The sequence below is a fragment of the Pseudarthrobacter sp. NPDC092419 genome (assembly GCF_044755045.1).
Classification (GTDB): domain Bacteria; phylum Actinomycetota; class Actinomycetes; order Actinomycetales; family Micrococcaceae; genus Arthrobacter.
In genome coordinates this window covers 171,819-193,722 of the sequence record NZ_JBIVQF010000002.1, presented here as the reverse complement: position 1 = coordinate 193,722, position 21,904 = coordinate 171,819, and the positions used below count along the sequence as shown (strand labels likewise).

23 protein-coding genes are annotated in these 21,904 nt (G+C 67.5%); 8 read left to right on the top strand and 15 right to left on the bottom strand.

Annotation, left to right across the window (positions count from 1 at the left end):
• Window positions 1-247: 247 nt before the first annotated feature.
• The 7 genes from ACIQC0_RS04260 to ACIQC0_RS04230 all read right to left on the bottom strand — a co-directional run bounded on the left by ACIQC0_RS04260 (window position 248) and on the right by ACIQC0_RS04230 (window position 6,615).
• Window positions 248-655 (bottom strand): hypothetical protein, encoded by a 408-nt coding sequence (locus tag ACIQC0_RS04260; RefSeq protein WP_400532845.1) that lies wholly within the window; start codon window positions 653-655, stop codon window positions 248-250.
• 215 nt (window positions 656-870) lie between these two features.
• A complete protein-coding gene (locus tag ACIQC0_RS04255) occupies window positions 871-1,539 on the bottom strand; it encodes a haloacid dehalogenase type II (RefSeq protein WP_400532843.1) in 669 nt (222 codons plus the stop codon).
• Window positions 1,536-1,865 carry a GNAT family N-acetyltransferase gene (locus tag ACIQC0_RS04250; RefSeq protein WP_377216575.1) on the bottom strand — a complete coding sequence of 110 codons (330 nt, stop codon included), beginning with the start codon at window positions 1,863-1,865 and terminating at the stop codon, window positions 1,536-1,538. The genes ACIQC0_RS04255 and ACIQC0_RS04250 overlap by 4 nt, the downstream gene beginning before the upstream one ends.
• Window positions 1,866-1,880: 15 nt before the next feature.
• The gene (locus ACIQC0_RS04245; RefSeq protein ID WP_400532841.1) at window positions 1,881-3,230 is read right to left on the bottom strand and encodes an acyltransferase; all 1,350 of its coding nucleotides are present in this window, start codon (window positions 3,228-3,230) and stop codon (window positions 1,881-1,883) included.
• A gap of 59 nt (window positions 3,231-3,289) precedes the next feature.
• Window positions 3,290-4,141, bottom strand: a complete 852-nt coding sequence (locus ACIQC0_RS04240) for a class II fructose-bisphosphate aldolase (RefSeq protein WP_377216574.1) — start codon at window positions 4,139-4,141, stop codon at window positions 3,290-3,292.
• Window positions 4,142-4,167: 26 nt separating this feature from the next.
• Complete coding sequence (locus ACIQC0_RS04235) at window positions 4,168-5,067, bottom strand: NAD(P)-dependent oxidoreductase (RefSeq protein WP_400532839.1); 900 nt, start codon at window positions 5,065-5,067, stop codon at window positions 4,168-4,170.
• Window positions 5,068-5,085: 18 nt separating this feature from the next.
• Window positions 5,086-6,615, bottom strand: coding sequence for a four-carbon acid sugar kinase family protein (locus tag ACIQC0_RS04230; protein ID WP_400532837.1), 1,530 nt, complete (start codon window positions 6,613-6,615; stop codon window positions 5,086-5,088).
• Window positions 6,616-6,761: 146 nt separating this feature from the next.
• Here ACIQC0_RS04230 and ACIQC0_RS04225 point away from each other — a divergent pair, with 146 nt between their 5' ends.
• The 4 genes from ACIQC0_RS04225 (at window position 6,762) to ACIQC0_RS04210 (ending at window position 8,727) form a co-directional block, all read left to right on the top strand.
• The gene (locus ACIQC0_RS04225; protein ID WP_377216571.1) at window positions 6,762-7,466 is read left to right on the top strand and encodes a FadR/GntR family transcriptional regulator; all 705 of its coding nucleotides are present in this window, start codon (window positions 6,762-6,764) and stop codon (window positions 7,464-7,466) included.
• An 88-nt stretch (window positions 7,467-7,554) separates the two neighbouring features.
• Window positions 7,555-7,767, top strand: coding sequence for a dodecin (locus ACIQC0_RS04220; protein ID WP_377216570.1), 213 nt, complete (start codon window positions 7,555-7,557; stop codon window positions 7,765-7,767).
• 168 nt (window positions 7,768-7,935) lie between these two features.
• The gene (locus tag ACIQC0_RS04215) at window positions 7,936-8,202 is read left to right on the top strand and encodes a GlsB/YeaQ/YmgE family stress response membrane protein (RefSeq protein ID WP_377216569.1); all 267 of its coding nucleotides are present in this window, start codon (window positions 7,936-7,938) and stop codon (window positions 8,200-8,202) included.
• A gap of 123 nt (window positions 8,203-8,325) precedes the next feature.
• Window positions 8,326-8,727 carry a YtxH domain-containing protein gene (locus tag ACIQC0_RS04210; RefSeq protein ID WP_400532834.1) on the top strand — a complete coding sequence of 134 codons (402 nt, stop codon included), beginning with the start codon at window positions 8,326-8,328 and terminating at the stop codon, window positions 8,725-8,727.
• Window positions 8,728-8,869: 142 nt separating this feature from the next.
• On the opposite strand, the gene ACIQC0_RS04205 is transcribed toward ACIQC0_RS04210, so the two are convergent.
• Entirely contained in the window at window positions 8,870-9,562 is a 693-nt protein-coding gene (locus tag ACIQC0_RS04205) for a class F sortase (RefSeq protein WP_377216567.1), read from the bottom strand.
• A 9-nt stretch (window positions 9,563-9,571) separates the two neighbouring features.
• Window positions 9,572-10,387: a hypothetical protein gene (locus ACIQC0_RS04200; protein ID WP_400532832.1), complete on the bottom strand. Its 816-nt coding sequence runs from the start codon at window positions 10,385-10,387 to the stop codon at window positions 9,572-9,574.
• A 339-nt stretch (window positions 10,388-10,726) separates the two neighbouring features.
• On the opposite strand from ACIQC0_RS04200, the gene ACIQC0_RS04195 reads away from it, so the two are divergent.
• Entirely contained in the window at window positions 10,727-13,495 is a 2,769-nt protein-coding gene (locus tag ACIQC0_RS04195) for an alpha-amylase family glycosyl hydrolase (RefSeq protein WP_400532830.1), read from the top strand.
• A gap of 12 nt (window positions 13,496-13,507) precedes the next feature.
• On the opposite strand, the gene malQ is transcribed toward ACIQC0_RS04195, so the two are convergent.
• The 4 genes from malQ to ACIQC0_RS04175 all read right to left on the bottom strand — a co-directional run bounded on the left by malQ (window position 13,508) and on the right by ACIQC0_RS04175 (window position 18,299).
• Window positions 13,508-15,661 (bottom strand): 4-alpha-glucanotransferase, encoded by a 2,154-nt coding sequence (gene malQ, locus ACIQC0_RS04190; protein WP_400532828.1) that lies wholly within the window; start codon window positions 15,659-15,661, stop codon window positions 13,508-13,510.
• Window positions 15,662-15,807: 146 nt separating this feature from the next.
• Window positions 15,808-16,542, bottom strand: coding sequence for a GAF and ANTAR domain-containing protein (locus ACIQC0_RS04185; protein WP_400532826.1), 735 nt, complete (start codon window positions 16,540-16,542; stop codon window positions 15,808-15,810).
• Window positions 16,543-16,677: 135 nt separating this feature from the next.
• Complete coding sequence (locus ACIQC0_RS04180) at window positions 16,678-17,706, bottom strand: DMT family transporter (RefSeq protein WP_400532824.1); 1,029 nt, start codon at window positions 17,704-17,706, stop codon at window positions 16,678-16,680.
• Window positions 17,703-18,299 carry a TetR/AcrR family transcriptional regulator gene (locus tag ACIQC0_RS04175; RefSeq protein ID WP_400532822.1) on the bottom strand — a complete coding sequence of 199 codons (597 nt, stop codon included), beginning with the start codon at window positions 18,297-18,299 and terminating at the stop codon, window positions 17,703-17,705. The genes ACIQC0_RS04180 and ACIQC0_RS04175 overlap by 4 nt, the downstream gene beginning before the upstream one ends.
• Window positions 18,300-18,441: 142 nt before the next feature.
• Between ACIQC0_RS04175 and ACIQC0_RS04170 the strand changes: the two genes are divergently transcribed.
• A complete protein-coding gene (locus tag ACIQC0_RS04170) occupies window positions 18,442-18,741 on the top strand; it encodes a DUF4193 domain-containing protein (protein WP_377216560.1) in 300 nt (99 codons plus the stop codon).
• A gap of 40 nt (window positions 18,742-18,781) precedes the next feature.
• Here the strand turns inward: ACIQC0_RS04170 and ACIQC0_RS04165 are convergent, their stop codons facing one another.
• Both ACIQC0_RS04165 and ACIQC0_RS04160 read right to left on the bottom strand, forming a co-directional pair.
• Window positions 18,782-19,075: a hypothetical protein gene (locus tag ACIQC0_RS04165; RefSeq protein WP_400532820.1), complete on the bottom strand. Its 294-nt coding sequence runs from the start codon at window positions 19,073-19,075 to the stop codon at window positions 18,782-18,784.
• Between the two features lie 95 nt (window positions 19,076-19,170).
• Entirely contained in the window at window positions 19,171-19,737 is a 567-nt protein-coding gene (locus tag ACIQC0_RS04160; RefSeq protein WP_377216558.1) for an OsmC family protein, read from the bottom strand.
• Window positions 19,738-19,871: 134 nt separating this feature from the next.
• On the opposite strand from ACIQC0_RS04160, the gene ACIQC0_RS04155 reads away from it, so the two are divergent.
• On the top strand, window positions 19,872-20,555 hold the full coding sequence (locus tag ACIQC0_RS04155) for an ArsR/SmtB family transcription factor (RefSeq protein ID WP_377216557.1): 684 nt from the start codon (window positions 19,872-19,874) through the stop codon (window positions 20,553-20,555).
• The gene (locus ACIQC0_RS04150; protein WP_400532818.1) at window positions 20,542-21,843 is read left to right on the top strand and encodes an MFS transporter; all 1,302 of its coding nucleotides are present in this window, start codon (window positions 20,542-20,544) and stop codon (window positions 21,841-21,843) included. Before ACIQC0_RS04155 ends, ACIQC0_RS04150 begins: the two co-directional genes overlap by 14 nt.
• Window positions 21,844-21,904 lie beyond the last annotated feature (61 nt).

Below are 21,904 nucleotides of genomic sequence, written 5' to 3'. Positions count from 1 at the left end.
GTTTCCTTTGCTCAGGCGTGGGGTTGCATAGGCAAGCCTTACTTAGGGAACCCTTTTAAGCAAACTTTTGTACGCTAATTGTTCGCAGGCGCGGATTCTCGCGGGCTTTGCGTCTTCCTAGAGCGTCATTGACTGGATGGCCCTGGGTGATTTGGGGCAGAATGACCCGTCACCCGGGTTCAAAAACCCTTAAAAAAGCTGTGGCACCCGCCCTGAGGGGCGGGTGCCACAGCTTTTACTTGAGGTTCTAGCCGAGCAGTCCGCCCAGCAGTCCCTCGTCGTCCTGACCACCATCAGTGGTGCTGTCGGCCGAGGTATCAGCATCGACATTGCTGTCGACGTCGGGATCGACGTCTACATCAGTGTCGTTACCGCTCAGGTTGCCACTCAGGACATCCGACAGGTCAGCATCGATGCCGTTGAGAACATTGTTGTTGCTCGCAACGTCACCGGTGTCGGCCAGACCACCGTTGAGGATGTTATCCAACGACAGGTTGCCGCTATCGGTGATGCTGTTGTCGGTCACCTGGGCGACCTCGTCCACATGGGCTTCAGTGGAGTCCCCCGCGTCGGCACTGGCCAGGCCAGCACCTCCGACGAGCATCAGGCCGCTCACGGCTCCGACTGCCAGGGACTTCGTGAAGATGTTCCGCATGTTTCTGCCTCCAATTTCTGTTGGGGTTGGGGACGTTAAGTGCTTCGGAGGCACCCCCGGAAGCGGATGGGTCCAAATTTCCTAGCCTCGCCGGATCCCCCTTTTCAGGTGCCGGCCACCCTGCCCTGCCCCCGCAAACCCGCGGATTCCGAGGAAGCTAAAAAGCTGGGCCTGCTCTTCTGGCACGCCCTTCAATGGCAGCGCCGGCGCAGGCCCTAAACCAGCACCTCCGCCAACTCCGGCAGCGCACGTACCGTATAGTTGGCGGCCCTGAAATGGTCCGGATAAGCATCGCCGGACCGGTTGATCCAGGCCGTCTGAGCACCGGCCGAAGAGGCCCCGTGAATGTCCCACGGATGGACGGCCACCAGCAGCAGCTCGGAGACATCCAGCCTCAGCTGCCCGGCCGCGTACCGGTACGCCCGCGCGTCCGGCTTCCACGCCGGGGCGTCGGTAACGCTCAGCAGCTGTTCCACGTCGTCCCGGACGCCGGCGTTGCTGAACAGCTTGTCCGCCAGCGCCGTGGATCCGTTGCTCAGGGTGGCCAGTCGGAACCCGCCGGCTTTCAGCGCTCCAATCCCCGGCACCACATCCGGATGCAGTTCCAGCGCGGACATGCCGTCCATGATGTGCTGCACCGCCCCGTCCAAGCCCCGGTCCAGCTCTTCTCCGTGGAGCAGTCCCCGCAACACGGACGCGCCGACGTCCGCGAAGGCCGGGTTCTCCCCCGCCGCGGTGAGCGCGAAACCGTCCCGCAGGAGCGCAGCAAACCAGAGCTTCGCGGCCCCGGGGGCTGCCCCGACTTCAGCGAACCGGTCCGCCATGGGCGCCATGTCGGACAAGGTTTCATTGACGTCGAACAGGATGGCAGCCGGCCGCGTCACTGCTCCGGCCAGTCGACGCACTGCTCATAGCCCTCGTGCTTCCGGAGGTAACCCGAGATAAACGGGCAATGCGGGATGATCCGTTTACCCGATGCCACCACGTCGTCCAAGGCAAAGTGGGCCAGCACCTTCGCCAGCCCGCGGCCCTCGAAGCCCTCGGTGGTTTCGGTGTGGGTGAAGTCGATGTGGCCGGGAAGGTCGCGGAAGAAGGACTTCACCGCCACCTGTCCGTCCACGCTCAGCTCATACCGGTGGCGTGCATCATTGCGGGCCAGGGAGACACCGGCGGCGAACCGGTCGTCAGTGGACATCATGTTCTCGGTCATGGTTCGACACTGGCACTACTTCACGCCGCTGGCAATGCCTCCCTTGCCCCGGCGGCGCTTCCGGTGCGCGTCGCGGGCGGCCAGCGTGCCGCTCCTCCGCCGCGGCGCGTGCCGGTCGCGCAGGAGCAACAGGGCCAATGCGAAGCAGACGGCCCCCACTCCCAACAGCTCCAGCGTCAGCCCGGTCAGCGCGCCTGCCGCGGCAGGAAAGAAAACCACGACGGCGGCGCCCGCCGCAGCGGCGGGCCGGAAGCCCGTGGCGGGAGACGCCGTCGTACGCTGCTCGAGGTGGCCGAAGGCGGCGAGGACCGGCACCAAAAGGATGGCAAGGGCCAGCAACACGATGGGCCGCGCCCACCACCACTCTGCCGTGCCGGCGGCGGGCTTGGGGAACGGCGTGAGCAGGAGCAGCCCGGACATCGCTCCCAGCAGGGGCAGGTGCCAGAGGTACACCGTCAGGGACCTGCTGCCGGTCACCAGCAACAGCCGCCGAACGCGCGGGGCGCTGCCGGCGGCGGTGAGCGCCGGGCGGGCCAGCTGCATCAGTGACGCCTGCGAGATACCCAGCAATAACAGGGTCAGGTTGGGCGGATTCAGGTTGACCAGCATGTTGTTCGAGTAGATCCCAAGCGCCGTGACCACGCCCATGACAAGATTCGCCGCCAATGCAATCCCGGCCAGGGCCGGCCGCGATAGCCGGGCGGCGTGGCCATCCGCCATCAGGAACCCGAGCTGCTGCACCGCCCACCAGAGGAACAGCAGGTTGAGGTAGGCCAGCTCCGGCACCGCGCCCCGGCAACTGTCCACCGCCACCACCAAAGCGGCGAGCCCCAGGAAAGTCAGCCAGGGACTGCGGGAGTGCAGTGCGGACAGGAGCGGGATGTTCAGCTGCGCGGCAAGGTAGGCGGCAAGGAACCACAGGGGCATGGCGCCGCCGGAGGCGAGCAGCTGCACCACCTGCGGGTGCACGCCGAGCAGCCCGGCGAGCCAGAAGCCCAGGAACATCGCGGCCAGAACGGCGACGGCGGGGCGGAGGAAACGGCGGAGGCGGCCACGCACAAAGTCGGCCGCCGTGCCGCCGCGGGCCACCAGGCGCCGCCACGACTGCAGCCCGGTGATGCCGCCGGTCACGAAAAACAGCGGCATCACCATGAACACCCAGATGACCGGCTCAAACCAGTCCTGGTCCCCGAGCGTGTTTTGGGTGGTCACGGTGCCGTCCGGATGCAGGACCGGGCTGACCATCATGGCGTGCCCCACCACCACCAGCGCCAGGGAGATGCAGCGGACAAGGTCGATCGCCGGATCGCGGACAGGCTCCGCTCCGGGCTGCACGCGTAGCTCCACCGGGTCGATGCCGCTCACAGGACCATTCTGCGCCCGCCCCACGAGTGTTTGTCCAGATCAAGCCGGCTTTTGGGCCTCTATCGGGACAAAAACCCCACGGCGGCGGCAGCGAACGATCCCGCCGACCTGTTCCAGTGGCCCAGCAGCGCCTGGAGGTTCTCGCCGTCGGCCCTTTGTGCCGGAAGCTGCTCCTGCAGAGTCGCCAGCACACCGGTGCGCAGCTCGGTGTTGAAGTTGACCTTCCCCACGTTCATTGCGGCAGCCTTCACCAGCTCCTCCGGCGGAATCCCGGACGCGCCGTGCAGCACCAGCGGCAGCCGCGTGCGCACCGCAATGTCCTGCAGCACATCCCAGCGCAGCTGCGGCTCGCCCTTGTACCGGCCGTGCACGTTGCCCACGGCTACGGCCAGCAGCTCCGCCCCGGAACGGGAGACAAAATCCTCCACCTGCGCCGAATCGGTCAGGCCCGCGACGTCCACGCCTGCCTGGCCGGGTTCAAAGGCGCGGTCTTCGTCCCCTGCCAGCCCGCCCAGTTCAGCTTCAAGGACGACGGCGGCACCCAGCCGGGCGCGCGCGGCACGGACCAGCGCAATATTGTCCTCATACGGCAGGGACGACCCGTCCGCGAGGACCGCATCCGCGCCCGCGGCCACGGCAGCGGCCATGACGTCCAGGTCCGTGGCGTGGTCCAGCTGGACGGAGACCGGCACGGAAGCCGCGTCGGCCAGGCCGCGGAGGGCGGCGATGAGGCGCAGCCCGTTGGGCGTGGCCGCGGTCTTCGGGGCGACCAGCAGGATCACGCCCCTGCCGGCGTCCTCGGCGGCGGCCACCACGGCCAGGGCGGTCGTGAAGTCGTAGCAGGTGAAGGCCGGGACGGCGGAGCCCTGCTGCAGGGCGGAGGTGACGAGGTGGTCGAGGCGTGTACGCATCAGAAAATGTTCCTCAGTGGGCGGGATCAGGAAGTGCGCTTGACAGGGGCCACGACTTTGATGACCGCGGAGTCATCGGCGGCGGCGAGGCCCTGCGCGTGACCCAGCAGGTAGAGCTGCTCGGCGGCGGCGGCAACGGGGGCCGCCAGGCCGGCGGCGCGGGCGGCCTTGCCCACGATGCCCATGTCCTTGACGAAGATGTCCAGTCGGGACAGCACCTCGGCACCTTGCTCGTTGTACGCCTCGAGGATGCGCGGGCCACGGTTGGACAGCATGAAGGAGCCGGCCGCGCCTGCTTCAAGGGCGGCGAGGGTCTTGGCCTGGTCCAGGCCGAGGGCGTCGGCGAGGGCCATGGCCTCGGCGGCGGCGGCGATGTGCACGCCGCAAAGAAGCTGGTTGACGGTCTTGAGTGCCTGGCCGTCTCCGGGCTTGTCGCCCACCACGGTCAGGGTGGAGGCCAGCAGTTCCAAGGCGGGCGCGGCCTTTTCCCGGGCTTCCGGGGAAGCGCCGACGACGATCAGCAGGTCGCCTTCGCCGGCGCGCTGCGGCCCGCCGGACAGCGGCGCGTCCACCAGTTCCACGCCGTATTCCGCGAGCTTTTCCACGGTGTCGGGGATCGCTTCGGTGCCCACCGTGCTGCCGAGGATCACGACGGCGCCGCTCGTCAGCACGGGTGCCACGCCGTGCTCGCCGAACAGGACGTCGTTCAGCTGCTCGCCGTTGCGGACCGCGAGGAGGACGGCGTCGGCACCCTTGGCGGCTTCGCGGGCGGAGACGAAGGTTGTGATGCCTGCCTCTTCGGCAAGCTTGAGCCGCGCTTCGGCGATGTCGAAGCCGTGGACGGTCAGCTGGCTTGCCAAACGGGTGGCCATGGGCAGGCCCATAGCGCCGAGCCCCAGGACGCTGACGGTGTAATTGCTGGTCATGGTGTGTTCCTTTTGAAATTAAAAAGTGCTGCTGAGCTTGCGCGTGACCTGGGCGAGGGACTCGTCGTCGCCTACGTTCCCGGCAAAGACGATGTACGGGATGCCCTTGGCCGGCCCGTCCACCGGCTCCCACAGGCTCACGATTCCGGGCAGCATGGGGCCGCGGACGATCGCGTGCCGGATCTCCAGGCCATGCGCGGCAACGTCGGAGGACGTGATGCCGCCCTTCGCGATGACGAACCGCGGCGGGAAGGTCTTCAGGGTGCGGTTCACCACGCCGACGACGGCGGCGGACACCGTGCGCGCGATCCGCAGGCTTTCAGCAGGGTCGTCCGCCTTGATGAGCAGGCGGCTGGTGTGGAGGATAACGTCACCTCCGCGGAGGGCATCGACCACGGAGTCCACGGTCTGGTTCAAGTAGGCATCAGCCTGCTCTTCGCTTCCGGCGAGAAGCCGCTCCACGTCGATTTCGATGATACGGGCCGCGCTGTGCTGGTCCGTGAGGACCCTCAGCTGGCGGGTGGTGACGCCCACGTGGGAGCCCACCACGATCAGACCGCCCGCCCGGGACGGGGTGTGGCCGGCGTAGGCCTCCTCGCCGTTGAGCTCGGGCCGGATCTCCTGGCCAATGCGGGCGCGGCCGAACGGCGGGCCCACACGGTAAAGGAATTTCTTGCCGCGGCGTTCTGCCTCTTCCAGGCCCAGCGCCAGGGCACGGAGGTCGTTTTCGGTGACGATGTCCGCCACGATCGGGGTGGAGTCCTTGGCGTCGCTGACGGCATCCGCAATGGCGTCGGCGGATACGGCGGGGTCTCCGTCCGTGCCGTCGGCTGCGGCTCCGGCGCGGATGATGTTCAGGTCCAGGACGATCACCGAGTCCGCCGGGAACCGGCCCTGCGACTTCTCCTCCACATACTTGGCCATGTCCGAGTTGGCGAAGCCGAAGGTGGCGTCCCGGGCGAACTCGGTTTCGGCCACGGGGGTCAGGGTGCCGGCTGCCTCGCCGGTGCCGCGCATGTAGTGCACGCCGCCGATGGTGACCCGCCCGGCGTCGGGGAAGGCAGGAACCATGACCACACCGTCGGTGGACTCACCGCTGGCCTCGGCGACGGCGGCGGCGATGACGTCCGGCTCGAGGGGAAAGTGACCGCGGAGGGTGGAGTCGCTGCGGCTCACGAAGCCGAGCCGCAGCCCGGCGCCGGAACCGGTACCGGAATTGTTGGCGGCGGCAAGGGCGCTGCGGACCACTTCCTGGTTCCGGGCGGCAGCTTCGGCGGGGTCAAGGCTGCGGGTGTTGGTAAGGACATAGACGGCGGGGCCGCAGCCGCTCGCCGCGATGTGGGCGAACGCCCATTCAAAGTCCGGGACGTCCCAACTGGTGAGTACGGGCAGATCCGCAACGGACTGAGTACCGGTGGGGTCGTCATCGAGCACTACCAGGACCTTGGGCGACTCGGCGTTGGCGGCGGCCACGGCGCTGGCAACCAAGGACGCGGGAATCCGGACCTCTGCCGGAAAGGCGGCGAGGACGTCTGCTTCAAGGGTCACGGTTTCACTCCATTGTGGTGTTTTCGGCGATCTGTCAGATGTCTTACATCTAGCATCTGCTGTTAGTGTGGCATACGGCATAAAGCAGCGCAAGTAGACTTTGACCTCCCTGCGACATGCGCAGGCGCAGGCACGATGGGGGCGGCATGGCAAGGAAATCCCTGGTGGGCGTGGTAGCCGACGAGCTGCTGGACCGCATCATCCAGGGCGAATTTCCGCCCGGCGCCACTGTCCCCGGCGAGCACGAGCTCAGCGCCCGGCACGAGGTCAGCCGGATGACCGTCAGGGAAGCCATGAAAACGCTCCAGGCGCAGCGCATCCTCAGCGTGGAGCGCGGCCGCGGAACCTTCGTCAATCCGCTCAACAAATGGAGTTCTCTCGAAGCGGTCCTGCGCGCGGCGTCCGAAGGCAAGAACGACGCCGATGCCGCGGTCCAGCTCATTGAGTTGCGCCGCATGCTGGAAACGGGCGCCTGCGAGCTGGCCGCCGGCCGCATCACGGCAGAGGAAACCGGGCAGCTCTTCGCCTACGTGGATGCGATGCGGCAGGCCCACGGCATCAACGATGTCGCCGCATTCGTGGCAGCGGACCTGGCCTTCCATGACCTGATCCTGCAGGCCTCCGGCAACGTCTTCGTCTCCGTCCTGTTCGAGCCGCTGCACCGCGTTCTGGAGCAACGCCGCACCGAAACCTCGGCCGTGCCCGCCATCCAGGAACACGCCATCGGGCACCACCAGACCATCGCGGATGCACTCAAATCCGGCAATGCCGTCCGGGCCCGCGAGGCCATGGACGCCCACATGCAGCAGACCCTCGATGATCTGAAGACGCTGGTCCTGCAGGCCAAGTAGGTATCCCCGCTCTGGCCAGTGCCCGGATTCGCCACTAGTCTTCAAGGACGCCCGCAACCGGGATCATCGGCAATCATGAGGAGCGAAGTTGTCCAATCACACGTACAGCATTTCTGAAATTGTCGGCACGTCGGACCAGGGCGTGGATGACGCCGTCCGCAACGGCATCGCCCAGGCCGCCAAGACGGTCCGGAACCTTGACTGGTTCGAGGTCAAGGAGATCCGCGGACACCTCGAGGACGGCAAAATCGCTGACTGGCAGGTCACCATCAAGATCGGCTTCCGCCTCGACGAACGCTGACTTCCGCCGCACCAATCCGGGCCAGGCGCCTGACCGCCACGCTCCTGACATGGACTTTTTCCGCGCGTCGGGTTGGCAAATCGATAGTAAGCATGATTACTATTGAGCCAGAAGGATGAAGTGCTTCCGGAATCCGGAGGCCTCCTTTACTAGGAAGAGGAACGAAAAATGGGATTTATTGCATTTCTGATTCTCGGACTTATTGCTGGTGCCATCGCCAAGGCGATCCTGCCGGGTAGGCAGGGTGGCGGCTGGCTGATCACGCTCGTCCTGGGCGTCGTAGGAGCACTCCTCGGCGGCTGGATCGGCGGCATGATCTTCGGCAGCGGACTGCAGGAGTTCTTCTCCCTGCAGACGTGGCTGCTGGCCATCGGCGGCGCACTTATCGTGCTGCTGGTGTACGGCATGATCACCAAGCGCAGCGCACGCGGATAACTGACGCGAGCGCCAGGAAACCGGCCTGGGGGACATCATCCCCGGGCCGGTTTTCTTTACCCCCGGCATATCCGGCCTGAATCGGCCGGGACCGCAAAACCCCTCACGGAACAGGAGTTCGACGTGAAAAACAAGCTTCTTTTGGGCGTGGGAATCGCCACAGGTTACATTCTTGGATCACGTTCCGGCCGCGCCGCCTATGACAAGCTCAAGGCCCGCGCCGCCGGCATCTGGGACAGCCAGCCCGTGCAGGAAAAGGTCACCGTGGCCACCGGAGCAATCAAGGAAAAGGCTCCGATCATGGCCGAACAGCTGACCGAGGCTGCCCGGCGCGCCGGAACCGTGGTTGGTTCCGCCGTGCACCGCAACGACTCGGCGGCGAACTCCGGCAGCGAACCCGCCGGCACCGGCTCCGAATCTCCGGCAGCTGCCGAAGGACTGGGCGAGGACCACATCCCCGCCCACAGCACGCACCCGGAAACCACCAACCTGGGGACCTCAACCGGGAACGGCACCAAGCCGTAGCAGCCGCACGTGATGCCGGGCAGCCCGTGTGACAACGGGGAACCCGCCGCCGTGTGCTACAACTGAAAATCCTTGCTGGCCGTCGCGATCCTTGGGGGACGCGGCGGCCAGCGACGTGTTCAGGTTTTTTCGCAGGCCGCCGTCAGCGCCGGGGCGAGGCGGTGACCACCACGTTCTTGCCCCAGGGATCCTCCGTATAACAGCTGATCAGGACCACCCGATTGGGCACCACGTTCCAAATGTCGCTGTCACGGAGGGTGTTCTTGTCGTAGGTGGTAACGGAATCCACCGCGTAGTTCAGCACACCCTTCGCCGTGGTCACGGTGACGGGCTGGCCCACCAGGCCGGTGTTGCTCAGCCGGTTGAACGGGGCATCGCCGCCGTCCCAGCTGTGGCCGGCGATGTAGGTCGTATTCACCGACCCATGCCCGGGCACACCGTAGTTGGTCAGCCAGTAGGCCTCCAGCGTCAGCGGCGGAACCAGCGACCCCGCGGCGAGCTCGTCCCCGCTGACCGTCAGCGGCAATACGCGGACGTCGAAATCGGCGGCCTTGATGGACACGTGCAAAGGCGCGGCGGCCGCCGGACCCGCCGGCCTGCGCACCGCTGCCGGAGACGAAAACCCCGCCGACGGAGCCGCTGCCGACGGAACGGAAGAATGTTCGACGCCGGCGCTGCCGCCGTCGTACGCTGAACCTCCGGCGGAACTCCCCCACACTCCGTTGGCCGACGCCAGGAAGAGGGCTGCGGCGAGGCCCGCCGCGCCCAGTCCGGACACGGCAAACCAGCGCCGGCGGGTAGGCCGGCGCTGGTTATCCGTGGTCCGCGGTTCCACTGCGGGTTGTTACTTGCGGGCCGATTCCAGGCGGCGCATCCGCAGGGCAACACCCGCGGGAACTGCGATGCCAGCGGCGAGGAGGCCGGCCAGGAGCGCCAGGCCTGGGTGCGTGGCCGGCTCCGTTTCAACGGCGGTCTGGACATTGAGGCCCTTGTTAACCACTGGCGCCGCAGCCGGAGCGGCAGCGGGCGTGTCTGCCCCGATGGCGTCCGGATTGCAGGCCGCCAGGAATGCCTTGAAGAGCGCCAGGAGGTTGGCCGCCGTCTCTTCGTCCAGCGAGACAGCACCCAGGGCAGTCTCAAATTCGGCGAGCGCGGCCTCGTAGGCATCCTCGGCAGCGAGGATCTCCGGGGTGCTGATGGCTGCCTCATAGGCCGCGTTCAGGTCGTCGACCTTCTGGCCGGCTTCGTTCTCGGCGAGGACAGCAGCGTCCCGGGCAGCCTCGGCTTCAGCGATGGCGTCAGCGTCGCCCGCCTCCTGAGCGGCCGCCAGGGCGGCTTCGGCGTCAGCGACGGCGGTCGTGGCAGCCTCGAGCTCTGCCTCTGCGGCTCCGAGCTGGGCGTTGAGGTCGGCACCGGCAGCCTCTACCAGCTCAAAGTACTTGGCCTCGGCGACGGCAGCGGCCTCGGCAGCAGCCTCAAGCCGGGTAACCGTTTCCTCAGTGATGCCGGCCGCGGAGAGCGCGGCCTCAAACTGGGTGGAAGCCTGCAGGCAGGCCGCGTCACCCGGTGCCGCGCTGGCGGCCGGGGCTCCAAGAAACAGCCCTCCGGCCACAACAGCTGCCGACGCACCGGCAGCGACCCATTTAGAAACAGCAGTCATAACGTCAAAGTCCCCCTAGGACACGAAGCGACCACCGGGCCAGTCCCCGGCGGTTTCAGCGCGCCGCAGGGCATCCCGAGTGCGCTCTGTACCAAGGAGGTTCGCCGGAGGAAGCATGAGGAAAGGCCCTGCTGCTGATCGTCCGGATTGGATAGGCGGGCCTGAGCCTGTACGCCGCCCGAAAGACCGCTGTGAGGCTAAAAATACAAGGTAAACGTGATCTCGGCAACTTACCCAAACGCTGGAGAAATTCTGTGGAAGCGCTTACAGTTGTGACCTGTTCCACACTGTCGCTTCGTTGACCTGTGCAGCAGCGCCGCCATCAGGAAGGTCTCACCGTTGATTCCCACCATATTCCGCCGTCCCGACGCACGCCCACCCAAGCCCCTCAGCATCGCCGCGGCAGGCCTCCTCGCCGCTGCCCTTGCCGCGTCCGCCGCCGTCCTGCCGGCTGCAGCAACCCCCGCGCAGTCCGGGCAGGATGGCAAGAGCCGGCCGTCATCGTCGGCCCTTCACTCTCTCCGCGCCCCGGTGACGGATGAGAACTTCTATTTCGTCATGGCGGACCGCTTCAGCAACGGCAGCACCGCCAACGACGACGGAGGCCTGGGACCCGACCCCATGGTTTCCGGCTTCGACCCCACCAGCAAGGGCTTCTACAACGGCGGTGACCTGGCTGGTCTGCTCGGCAAGATCGACTACATCCAGGACTTGGGCACCACGTCCATCTGGCTCACGCCGAGCTTCAAGAACAAAGCCGTCCAGCCGGAGGACCGGTCGGCCGGCTACCACGGGTACTGGATCACGGACTTCACCCAGATCGACCCGCACCTGGGCACCAACGATGAGCTGAAGGCCCTGATTGATGAGGCGCACAAGCGCGGCATGAAGGTGTACTTCGACATCATCACCAACCACACCGCCGATGTGATCGGCTACGAGGAAGGCGCCCGCCGGCCGTACATCTCCAAGGACGCGGAGCCTTACCGGACCGCGGCAGGCGAAGCGTTCGACGACCGTGACTTCGCCGGGCTGGAGAGCTTCCCGGACCTGGATCCGGCCACGTCATTCCCCTACACGCCGCTGCTGGAGCCCGGCGAGGAGGACCTCAAGGTGCCGGCCTGGCTCAACGACCCCAGCCTGTACCACAACCGCGGGGACACCACTTTCACCGGCGAGGACGCCTACTATGGCGACTTCTTCGGCCTGGACGACCTGTTCACCGAACACCCCAAAGTGGTGGACGGGATGAAGGAGATCTACCAAACCTGGATCGGCGACTTCGGCGTGGACGGTTTCCGGATCGACACTATGAAACACGTCAATGATGAGTTCTGGCAGGAGTTCGGGCCCGACGTGCTGGCCTACGCCAAGGAACAGGGCAAGGACGAGTTCTTCATGTTCGGCGAAGTCTTCGACACCACCAAGAGCTTCACCTCCCAGTTCACCACCCGCAACCGGATGCAGGCCGTGCTCGACTTCCCGTTCCAGGACGCCGCCCGCAACTTCGCCTCCCGAAGCAAGGACACCAGGGAACTGGAAACCTTCTTCGCCGGCGACGACTGGTACACCGACGCCGATTCCAACGTCTACCAGCTGCCCACCTTCCTGGGTAACCACGACATGGGCCGCATCGGGAGCTTCATCGCCGCGGACAACCCCGAGGCGACAGACGCCGAAAAGGTGGCCCGGGACGGGCTGGCCCATGAGCTGATGTACTTCTCCCGCGGCAATCCGGTGGTCTACTACGGCGACGAACAGGGCTTCACCGGCCCCGGCGGCGATCAGGACGCCCGCCAGACGTTGTTCGCCAGCCAGGTTTCCGACTACCTGGACGACGACCTGCTGGGGACAGCCGCCACGCATGCCACGGACAACTTCGCCACGGACCACCCGCTCTACGCCAAGATCAGCGGGCTCGCGGCGCTGACCAAGGAGCATCCGGCCCTCCGGGACGGCGCGCACCAGCACCGGTACGCCTCCGAAGGTTCCGGAATCTACGCGTTCTCCCGCACCGACGCCCAGGACCAGCGCGAGTACGTGGTGGCCCTGAACAACAGTGAAGAGACCCGGACCGCCGAGGTTCCCACCTATGTGGCAAAGCGCAGCTTCACCCGGATCTATGGCGACGCCGCCGCCGAGACCAAAACCTCCGCGGACAGCACGCTGACCGTGACCGTTCCCCCGCTGAGCGCCGTCGTCTACCAGTCATCGGGCAGGATCCCGCACTCCAAGGCAGCTCCGGCCGTCGGACTCCAGGCCCCGAAGGCCGCCTCCGGTGACAACGGGCGCATCGAGGTGACGGCCGACGTCGGCGGTTCTTCGTTCTACGAGGTCACCTTCGAGGCGCGGACGGCAGGCGGGCAGTGGGAGTCGATCGGCACCGATGACACCGCACCGTACCGCGTGTTCCACGACGTCGCCGCGCTGGACCCGGGCGCGGCGGTTGAGTACCGGGCCACCGTGCTGGACAACGGCGGGCACACCCGCACCAGCCCAGTCGTGGGCGCCACGGTTCCCGCGCCGGTCCTGACCATGCAGTCGCCCGCCGAAGGCAGCAACGTCAAGGGCTCCGTCGAGGTCAGCGCCACGGCCGATCCGGAGAAGGCCAGCCACGTGGTGTCGCTGGAGCGCAGCGTCGACGGCGGGGCGTGGACGTCGCTGGGCACGGACAGCTCCTCGCCCGTGTACTCGGTGACCGACGACGTCTCCGGTCTGCCGGACGGAACCCGCGTGCAGTACCGGGCCACCATGGCCGGTCCCGGCTTCACGGTGGCCAGCCAGCCGCGGGCGGTGACGGTGGGTGACGCGCCGCAGCCCGATTCGGTCTCGGTGGCCGGCTCGCTGAACCAGGCGATGGGCTGCACGAACCAGTGGGATCCGTCCTGCGCTGAGGCGATGATGACCCTGGCCCCGGACGGCATGTGGCGGCTGACCGTCGACCTTCCCGCGGGCAGCTATGAATACAAAGCGGCCCTGAACGGCACCTGGGAAGAGAACTACGGTGCCGAGGGGATCCGCAACGGAAGCAACCTCGTGTTGGAGCACGACGGCGGGCCGGTGACCTTCACCTACGACCACGCCACCCACGTAATCACCTCCAGCTGAACCGGACGCGGGTCAGGGGTGGAGGGAGCGGTCCACGGCGGCCAGCAGCGCATTGAACCGGGGGTTGGCCGGGAGGTCGTCCAGCAGGACCGGCTTCCCGTCCGGCCCGCCCAGGGGCACCTGCCAGTTCGGATACACCTCCCCGGTGGTGCCGGGCTGGTTCTGCACGCGCCGCTCCCCCACCGCGTCCACCAGTGCCACGCCCAGAAGGGCCGACGGCGTCTGGCTGAGCAGGAGGTGCAGCGCCTCGATGGTGCGTTCCTCCGACGCTTCTCCGGCCAGGTAGCCGCGTTCCCGGAGCAGTGCGAACATCTTCTCCAGGGATGCCTCGTGCTCGGCGCGTTCTTCCGCCTCGGAGCGTTCCAACAGGCCCAGCCGGCTGCGCAGGCCCACGTGGTCCCCGGCGAGGTACCCCGCGGTGGGCGGCAGGTCGTGGGTGTTGACGCTGGCGAGCGCCTGCGTCCGGTACTTTTCGGGCGCAAGGGGGGCGTCGCCGTCGTACTCGAACCAGAGGATGGACGTGCCCAGGATGCCGCGGGCGGCGAGGTAGTCCCGCACCCAGGGTTCGAAAGTGCCCAGGTCCTCCCCGATCACTACGGCGCCGGCGCGGTGCGCCTCCAGTGCAAGGATGCCGATCAGCGCCTCGTGGTCATAACGGACGTAGGCTCCGTCCCCGGGTGTGTTCCCGCGGGGGATCCACCAAAGCCGGAACAAGCCCAGGACGTGGTCCACGCGGATGCCGCCGGCGTGCCGCAGCACAGTGGCCAGCATGTTCCGGAACGGCAGGTAGCCTGCTTCGGCCAACCGCGCCGGGTGCCACGGCGGCTGGCCCCAGTCCTGGCCCTGCTGGTTGTACATGTCCGGCGGGCACCCCACGCTGATCCCCGCGGCCAGGACGTTCCGGAGCGTCCAGGCGTCGGCGCTGCTGTGGTCCACGCCCACGGCGAGGTCGTGCACCACACCCAGCCGCATCCCGGCCCGAAGGGCGGCGCGCTGGGCGTCCTCCAGCTGCTCATCGCAGATCCACTGAAGCCAGCGATGGAACCCGATGCGGTCCGCCAGCTTCTCGCGGAGCGATTCGGCCTCCGGGCTGCCGAGCGCAAAGCCGGGGTCGGTCCAGCGGGGATCATCGGCGGGGATGTCCTCACGGAGGGCGGACCATAGCGCAAAGTCCTCCAGCCCCTGGCCGGACGCCCGGCAGAAGGCGTCAAAGGCGGCCTGCCGCGCAGGAAGACGGCGGGAGTGGTAGAGCATTTCCAGTGCCTGGAGCTTCGCGGCATACACGGCGTCCCGGTCCAGCCGGCCGCCTTCCCGGTTCAGCGCGGCCACCTCCTCGCGGAGCTTCTCCACCGCTGCCCGGCGGCGCGGTTTCAGGTACGCGAGCTCCGGAATGTCCTCGATACGGATGTAGAGCGGGTTGAAGAATCTGCGCGTGGACGGCGAGTAGGGCGATGGCTGGACTGGAGGGACCGGCTCGGCGGCGTGCAGCGGGTTGACCAGCACATAGTCGGCTCCCCGGGTGCCGCTGAGCGCGGCCAGGTCCGCCAGGTCCGAGAAGTCGCCGATGCCCCAGGAGCGCCGTGACCGGACCGAGTACAGCTGGGTTGCCAGTCCCCAGCCCCGGCGTTCCTCCAACTGCCGCGCCGTACTGAGCCTGGCGGGGGTGACCACCAGGGTGGCGGTGGCCGTGGCGTCGCCGGCCTCGGCGTGCAGGGTGTGCCACCCCAGCGGCAGGTCCTGCGGCAGTGCGAAGATGGCCCGCGCCGTGGGCACGCCGTCAACGTTCACCGGCGCCAGGCGGGCCTTCTGCCGGACAGGATCGCGGCTGCCGGAGCCGTCCTCGAGCGTGACGGCCAGGCTCACCGGGGCGCCGTCGGGGGCATGGACCGGCACTTGCGCCGGCTCACCTTCCTGGATGACGACGGCGGGAGGCAGCATCCGCCGCCACGGCGCCAGTTCTGCTTCCACCAGCGCCGCCCGGATCTGTTCATCCGTGCCGGCCTCGACGCCCAGCGCTGCGAGGACCTTGATGAGGGTGCCTTCGGCCACGGAGTGCGGCAGCCCGTCCCAGCCCTGGAACGAAGTTTCCACTCCGTGGGCGTCCGCCAGTTGCTGGAGCAGGTGGGGGTCAGGCTGTTCTGGGTGCTGCTGGTCTGAAGCCGTCATGCGTGTCCGCCTCGCGTGGTGTGGTGGGCCCGAACTTACAGTGCTGCCTGTTGCACCGGGCGCTTGCACCCCCGTGCACAACCGTTGGTCCAGATTATTGCAGGGCGGCGTTCTGCCGAAACCCGCGCCCGGCTGAGGGGCCGCGCCTACGGGTCGAAGTGGGTGCTGACCGTTCCCGCGCCCACCCTGCCCAGGATCTCGGCTGCCAGTTCCCGCAGCTTCTGGTTGCGGTGCGAGGAGGCCTTCGTGAGCAAGGCCATCGCTTCCTCCTGGGAACAGCGGTTTTGCGCCATGATGACGCCGCAGGCCAGGTCGATGGTGGTGCGGTTCTGCAGGGCCGCCGTAAGGTCGTCGGCAAGGTTCTGGGCGTCCGAGATCTTCAAGGCCAGCCGCAGCGCCCGTCCGGCCAGGCCGGCGAAACTTTCGGCGCGCTTGACGATGTCCTCGGTGAAGGTGTCGGGCTCGACGGCGAAAAAGTTCAGTGCGGCGGCGTGGTTCTCGTCCAGGGCCAGCGGCACGCCCAGCACCGCCCGGCAGCCATGTTCCGCCAGGACTCTCTGGTACTCCGGCCAGCGGTTGTCAGTGGCCACGTCGGCGAGCAGCACCGGCTTCATGGCCTCCATGGCTGTGAGGCAAGGTCCTTGGCCCAGCGCCTGCTCCAGCCGGTCCAACTCCCGGGCCCGGTCGCTGCTGCCGGCCACGGTGGTACTGCGTTTACGCCTCCGCAGGGTCACGCCGCAGTCGATGGGGCTGCCGGCCGTCTGGCTCAGGGTACCGGCGGCCACGACGGACAGTTCCCCCAGGAAATCGTTGACATTGTTGCTGCCGATGATGAGGTCATGCAGTTGCAGGAACTGGTCATGCGCGCCGGAGGATTCCATCCCTCAATATAAGCCCATCCCGCGTGCCTCGCGCTTGCCTAAGATGGCTCCATTGATGCCCGGTCCCCGGCAGGCGGCCAAGATCACCGCCCACGTCCCCACCCGCGGAGTCCGCGTGCTGGACGGCGGGCCCCGCTAGGATGTCGCGGACTGAGCCGGTTCCGGGCGCTTGGGGGAACCCGGCAGCTCACGCGGGGTCGCCGTCGGACCGGCGGCACGTTCCCTCCCGGGCGTGAGGATGAACAGGCTGCCCAGCACGACGGCGGCGCCGAGCCAAGCAGGCGCCGGGAGCCGCTCCCCCACGACCAGCACCGCAAGGACCGCCGCCACCACCGTTTCCAGGAGGGAGATACTGGTGGCGGTGCTGGCGCCGGTCCGGGCCAGCCCCCAGCCGAAGAGGACGTAGCCGGCGAACATCGGTACCACGGCCATATAGGCGCCCACCGAGAAGTTTGTCCAGGACGCGAGGAGTGGCGCACCCGTGAGCGCGAGCACGGGCATCAGCATCAGGCCGCCCAGGCCGAAGACCGCTCCCATGGCGGCCCGCGAGGAAATGCCCCCGCCGATCAGGCGATGCGCCGCCCATGAATAAAGCGCGTACGTACCGCCGGCCAGCAGGCCCAAGGCGATTCCCGCCGTCGTACCCCATGGGCTGGAGGGACCGCCCGGGACCGGAATGCCTGCCGGGGCGTGGCCCGAGAAGGAAAGCAGCGCGGCGCCGGAGATGCCCAGCAGTGCCCCTGCGGTCCACCGGCGCGTGAGGGGTTTCCGGTCGGCGAACCGTTCGATCAGTGCCGCCGCAATGGGGGCTGAGCCGATGGACACCACCGTTCCCACTGCCACGCCGGACAGGCGCATGGAGCTGTAAAAGGCCAGCGGGTAGACGGCGACGGCCACGGCGCCGAGCGCCACCAGCCGCCAGCGCGCGCCGATGTGGAAGCGGTGCCCGGCGATGGCCCGCCCGGCATACAGAGCCTGCAGGAGCCCGCCCACTCCCATGGCGGCCGCACCGATCGCCAAGGGGCTCACCGCCGGGGCCAAGGTGGCCGCCGTTCCGGTGGTGCCCCACAGGACCGATGCGCCCACCACGGACAGGGCACCCCAGCGGGCCGCCCTGCCGTGCCGGTTCCGGCCCGCTCCGGAGTCCCCGCCACGGCCCGTCACAGGGCAGCCAGGATCTCGACGGCGATGCGCCGCGCGTCGCGCAGCCTGGTGTCATCCCCTTCGAGGCCAGCGCGCGCCATGGACCCCTCGAGGAGGAAGGCCAGGTGCCGGGCGACCTCCGCGGCACGCTCCTGCGTTTCGGGCAGCAGCTCGCGCACCGCCGCTGCCAGCAGTTCCTCCACATCTTCCTTGTGACGCCGCACCGCGTCCCGGCCTCCATCTCCCGCCGGGAATTCCGCGGCTGCGTTGAGAAGCCCGCAGCCACGGAAGCCGTGCCGGTACGCGGAATTGGCGTGGTCGGCGTAGGCATCGAAGACGGCCAGAACCCGCTCGCTGGGGTTGGCCGCGGTAGCAGCGCGGGCGCTGTAAAGGTCCAGCCATTCCGCGTGCCGGGCTTCGAGGTAGGCCGCCACCAGGTCCGCTTTGGACGCGAAATTGTTGTAGAGGCTCTTCTTGGCCACCCCGGCTTCAGCGGTAATGGCATCGATGCCGGTGCCGGCCACCCCGTTGGCGTAAAAAAGCTCCGCCGCAGCTTCGAGCAGAAGCTCCCGGGCGGGCCGCCGGGACGGCGCTTGGGTCTTTTGGGCGGACACGGCAGATCCTCGATTCGCTGGTAGGTAGACCAGTCTACCTACCAGCGAATGCGGGCGCCACCGCCCGGGAATATCTGAGGGCCCGTCCCGGTTTCAGCACTGTCCAGGTAATCTGGCCACCAGCCGAACAGGAGGAGTAGCCATGTCAGTTGACTACGACGCCCCGCGGGCAACGCCCGGGGAGGAACCGGCCAACGACCTCGAGGGCCTGAAGACGGACAAGGCCGGCCGCCGCGAGGCCGTTCCTGACGTTGACGAGACGGACCTTGCGGACAGCTTCGAGCTGCCCGGCGCGGACCTGTCCCAGGAGGAACTCCAGATCCAGGTGGTTCCGGTACAGTCCGACGAATTCACCTGCATGTCCTGCTTCCTGGTCCATCACCGCAGCCAGCTGGCGCGGGAAAAGGACGGGAAGAAGTACTGCAAGGAATGCGAGTCCTGACAGCCCGCCCTCGCGCCCGCTTCCAGTCCGGGTTTCCAGGCTATGAGCGGGACGTGTACGCCGAGAACCGGTACATGAAGGCGGCCATGACGTCACGCGACACAGCCAGCGTGGGCAACTCTCCTTTGACCGGGGCGGCTGCAGGGTCCTTGACCACGAACCGGGTTTCCGGGCCGTCCGCGGCGGCCCCGTGGCCCGCGTGGATGGTGGGGTCGTCTGCGATCGGCGACGGCTGGTCCTGGGCCCGGGCCGGAAGCCCGGCCAGAGTGGATAAAACCAGCAATACCGGCAGTACTAGCATGGCGTAAACGGTGCGGCGGGCGGGCTGGAGCATAAGCGGGACCCTTCACGTTGGCGGCCATGACAGATGGTCACAAACGTCCGGGACGGAATCGGCTCCCCCTCCGCTTCCGCCCCGCGATGCCGGCCCTAGTGGATTTCCAGCGTAGTTTCCACGGGGACCTGGTTGGCCAGGCAGTCGCGCACGGGAGAGGTCTTCTGCACGTAACGGCACAGGGCCTGAAGCTGCTCGGCAGTGGCGTTCGGGCTTGCCACGCGGGCCTTTGCGCGGATTGCGGTGAAGCCGGGCCGCGGTCCGTCGAGTCCGAGGAACGGCCCCACGTCGAGGTCTCCCTCCAACTCAAACGCGAGGTCGGTCAGTTCGATCCCCTGGGCCGCGGCATTGGCGGCGTAGCCCACTGCGTAGCAGAAGCCCAGCGCCTGGAGCAGGAGTTCCACGGCATTGGGCCCCCGGTTGTTGCCCAGGAGCACCGGGGGTTCGTCCCCTTCGAGCTCAAAGGCCTCCGCGCGGGTCGTGTCGGGCTGACCCGCCTGGGTGAACCCTTGGATACGCCCGGTGTTGTACGTGCCTCCGCGCCAGGTGCTGGTGGCTTTGAACGTAAACGTCCCGAGGCCCGGGTCCGATTTGATGGCGTCGATGGTTGCCAAGAGCCCGTCCACGTCGATGCCATTGCGGGCGGTTGTTGCATTAGTCATGGCATTGCTCTCTCCTTCTGGGCCGGCCGATGCGGTCGGCGGTTAATATTCAAGTGATAGCTTGAATATTTGAATTCGACACCTGGACGGGGTATCTTGTCAAGCATCTACTTGAATAAAAGGGAAGGTGTTCTGTGGGAGACAGGGAAGCGAAGGACGCGCTGTATGACGCGTTCGCATCCGTGGCCAAAGTGCTGGGCAGCGGCCGCCGGGCTGAAATCGTGGACGTACTGGTGCAGGGGGAACGCGCCGTGGACGAAATCGCCGCGGAGATCGGCCAGAGCGTGGCCAACACCTCCCAGCATCTCCAGCAACTCCTCCGCTCCGGACTGGTCCTGACGCGCCGTGAGGGGACCAGGATCTTCTACCGGCTGGGCAGCCCCGCGGTGGCGGACCTTTGGGCATCCGTCCGGCGGGTGGCGGAGGAGCATGTCGCGGAACTGGCAAAGCTTGCCGACTCCTACCTGGGCGACCGCTCCGCGCTTGACACCCTGACCCAGCTGGAACTGAACGAGCGCATGGAGGCGGGGGACGTCGTCGTCGTCGATGTCCGGCCGGAACCCGAATTCCGCGCCGGCCATATCAGCGGTGCCGTCTCCATCCCCCTGGAAGAGCTTGAATCGCGCCTTCAAGACCTGCCCGCTGGGCAGACGGTGGTGGCGTACTGCCGCGGTCCGTACTGCGTCTTTGCCGATGACGCGGTGCGGCTGCTGCGCGCCCGGGACATTCCAGCGGCGCGCCTGGAGGCCGGATACCCCGAGTGGGCCGCTGCCAGCCTGCCCGTTGACCGCGGAGTGCCCGGCGATGACCAGGCGTAGCCCGGAAATTGCGGCTGCACTTGGGCTGCGCCAGAACCTTGCCCAATTCATGCTGCTGGTGGCCGTCAATGCGATGGTCGGCGGAACGCTTGGCCAGGAACGGACGGTCCTGCCGCTGCTGGCCGGACAGATCTTCGCCCTGGACCTTTACACCGGAGCCCTGACCTACATCCTGGCCTTCGGCCTGGCCAAGGCCGCCACGAACTATTTCGCCGGCACCCTCTCGGACCAGTACGGCCGCAAACCGGTCCTTGTCGCCGGCTGGCTCATTGCCTTACCGGTTCCGCTGATGCTGATAACTGCCCCCACCTGGGGGTGGATCGTTGCCGCGAATGTGGTGCTGGGCATCAGCCAGGGCCTGACCTGGTCCACCACCATCGTGATGAAGATGGATCTGGTGGGCCCGGCCCGGCGCGGGCTGGCCATGGGCCTGAACGAGGCTGCCGGGTATCTGGGCGTTGCCGGTGCCGCACTGGGAACGGGTTACGTGGCCGCCCATTATGGACTGCGCCCCGCGCCGTTCCTGCTGGGCGCAGCGTTCATCGCCGTGGGCCTGGGACTGTCCGTCCTCACCGTCAGGGAGACCCACCAGCACGCCAAGACCGAGGCCAGCGGGCACGTGGACAGCCACGCCGACGCCCACGCTGGCCTGAGCAACCGGGAGATCTTCTCCCTGACGAGCTTCCGCGACCGTTCGTTGTCCTCGGTGAGCCAGGCCGGGCTGGTCAACAACCTCAACGACGGCCTTGCCTGGGGCCTCTTTCCCGTCCTGTTCGCGGGAGCCGGGCTGGGAGTTGACCGGATCGGCATCCTTGCCGCGGCCTACCCGGCAGTATGGGGTGCCGGCCAACTGCTTACCGGCGGGCTTTCCGACAAAGTAGGCCGCAAGCCGCTGATCGTTGGCGGCATGCTTGTCCAGGCCCTCGCCCTTGCCATGACCGGCCTCGGTGAAGGTTTCGGGATCTGGCTGGCCGCCGCGATCCTCCTGGGTGTGGGGACGGCCATGGTCTACCCAACCCTCCTGGCAGCGATCGGCGACGTCGCCCATCCCCATTGGCGCGCCCGCTCCGTCGGGATCTACCGGCTATGGCGCGACGGCGGATTCGCCGTAGGTGCGCTGCTCTCCGGCCTTATCGCGGACGCCTACGGGATCCCGGCGGCGATCATCGCCGTCGCCGTCCTCACCGCCGCCTCCGGCATCCTGGTGGCGTTCCGGATGCGCAACGACGACCACGCATCGGCAGCAACGGACGAACCGCCGTCGACACAGCCGAGGCACCGGGTGTAGCTTTTTGCCTCCAGGGTCTTTTTGTGGGCGCCGGCCCGTCGCAGCGCCGGCCATACCAGGA